Raw genomic sequence first — 2,031 nt, 5'->3', positions numbered from 1 at the left:
GTCGAAATGCCGCACACCCGCGTCGAGTGCAGCAACGGCGTTGGCGATGCCGGTTCCGCGCGTGTTGTGGAGGTGCGCGACGATGTCGATTTCGGGAAACTCGCGAACCAGGCGTCCGAAGAGTGAGGCGGTCGTCCGTGGGTCCGCCACGCCGGTGGTGTCGCCGACGGTGACGAGTTCGGCTCCGAGTTGCGCGAAACGGGCCACATCGGCGACGACGACGTCGGGGTCGACCCATCCTTGGAATGGGCAACCGAACGCCACCGAGACAACTCCGACCAAGGTGAACTTGCCGTCGGCGAGCGCCGTCATCTCTTCGACTCGGCGCCACTGCTCGTCTCGGCTGCTGCGGAGGTTACGCTGCGAGTGAGATTCGGTAGCCGAGACCAGGAAGCTCAATTCGTCTGCCGGAGTTCCGGTTTCGTAATCCGCCAAGGCGCGCTCGACCGCCCTCGGGTTGGGGCAGGTCGCCTTGTACGTGACACCATCTCGACGGGGTGCAGTTCGCAACACCTCGCTCACGTCACTGAAAGCAGGTATTCGCAGTGGGTGGCTGTAACTACTGGCTTCGATCCGGGGGAAGCCTACGTCGACGAAGCGACCGAGGAGGTCGATCTTTGTATCGGTGGGAATGAACTCGGACTCGTGTTGCAACCCGTCACGGGCGAAGCACTCGCATAGAACGACGCTGTCGGCCATCATTTTCCTGCCTTTCCAGTCAGGAAGAGAATGGCTCATGCTGTTGATAAAGTCAACACCTAGGCCGGTGGTCAATCGGGCTGCACGTGTTGTTCTTCCTCTTCGATCACTCGGGCCAGGCCGGTGAGCGTTGCGAGGGCACGTTCGAGTGCCCGGAGATCCTTTGGGCCGAGGTGACGGCGGATACGGCGGTCGCGTTCGTTTGCTTCGGCTATCAAACCGCGGTACATCTTCGCACCGTCGTCCGTAAGCGCGAGCTGGGTGGTACGACCCGCACCGAGGCTCTTCGTCACCAAGCCTCGGTGGTAGAGGCCGGAGACCACGCGCGACATCTGGGCCTTGTCCAAGCCGGCCCGGCGGGCCAGGGAATTCAACGTGGCCGGGGTCTGGACGCCGAGGAGTGCAAGTGTTCGCCACTCGGCAAGTGAGACATCGAATCGACGCCGATATCGGACCGCAGCACTCCGCGAGAGCGACCCGCTCGCGCGAGACAGGCGATAAGACAGCAATTCCGTGATCACGACGTCGCCGTGCGGGAGCTCCAAATTCGCAGCACTCTGGTCGGGTATGGGCTCATGATCGCTACGTGTCATCGGAAAATCCTCCCGTCGGCGGCAGAGAGTTCCGCCCGCCCGTAGGGTACCGGCCCGCGAAGCGCGCATCGCGCCGTATCGGACATCGAACGCAAAAGGCCGGCCAGGTGTTGACAAAATCAACAGTTGCGTCGCACACTTCTCGAACGCGGACCGCGTGAGCTCAGTCACCGGACCTCTGTCACGGTGGCCTGGACCGCTCGAGCGTGACCGTTCATCTACTTTCATTCGATCCAAAGGAGCCGAACCGTGGAACGACGCAAGAGCAAACAAGCGGCCGCGGACGTGGCCGACGTGCAGCCCCCACTGGACACGATGCGCGACAGCTTGTATCGCCGCATCGCATTGCGAGTGATGCCTCTGCTGGTCATCTGCTACATCGTCAGCTTCATCGACCGGACCAATATCGGCATCGCACAGGTCGGACTGAAGCGTGATCTTGGTTTCAGCGCCTCTGCATACGGCCTCGGCGTAGCCCTGTTCTTCGTCGGGTTCATCCTGTTCGAGGTCCCGAGCAACGCCATGCTGCAGCGTATCGGCGCGCGAGCGACACTCACCAGAATCATGGTCACCTGGGGACTCGTCACCGTCGGCACCATGTTCGTGTGGGACGAAACCTCGTTCTACGTCATGCGGTTCTTGCTCGGCGTCGCCGAGGCAGGCTTTTTCCCAGGCGCCTTGTTCTATCTGGCGCAGTGGTTTCCGTCGGCACGGCGAACACGGATGACCGCGACGTTCT

At 62.1% G+C, this 2,031-nt stretch carries 3 protein-coding genes; 1 reads left to right on the top strand and 2 read right to left on the bottom strand.

Features of this window, described 5'->3' with window-relative positions; all coding sequences use genetic code 11:
• Positions 1-702 (bottom strand): hydroxymethylglutaryl-CoA lyase-like TIM-barrel protein (locus WBQ44_RS21280; RefSeq protein WP_495568655.1); only part of this gene is annotated, 702 nt, incomplete at its 3' end.
• 68 nt (positions 703-770) lie between these two features.
• Positions 771-1,292: a MarR family winged helix-turn-helix transcriptional regulator gene (locus tag WBQ44_RS21275; RefSeq protein ID WP_495568654.1), complete on the bottom strand. Its 522-nt coding sequence runs from the start codon at positions 1,290-1,292 to the stop codon at positions 771-773.
• Positions 1,293-1,541: 249 nt separating this feature from the next.
• On the opposite strand from WBQ44_RS21275, the gene WBQ44_RS21270 reads away from it, so the two are divergent.
• Positions 1,542-2,031: MFS transporter (locus tag WBQ44_RS21270; protein ID WP_495568653.1), on the top strand; the 490-nt coding region annotated here is incomplete at its 3' end.

Source organism: Rhodococcus sp. (in: high G+C Gram-positive bacteria), assembly GCF_049591685.1.
Lineage (GTDB): Bacteria > Actinomycetota > Actinomycetes > Mycobacteriales > Mycobacteriaceae > Rhodococcoides.
This window is presented reverse-complemented; position numbering and strand designations above follow the sequence as displayed.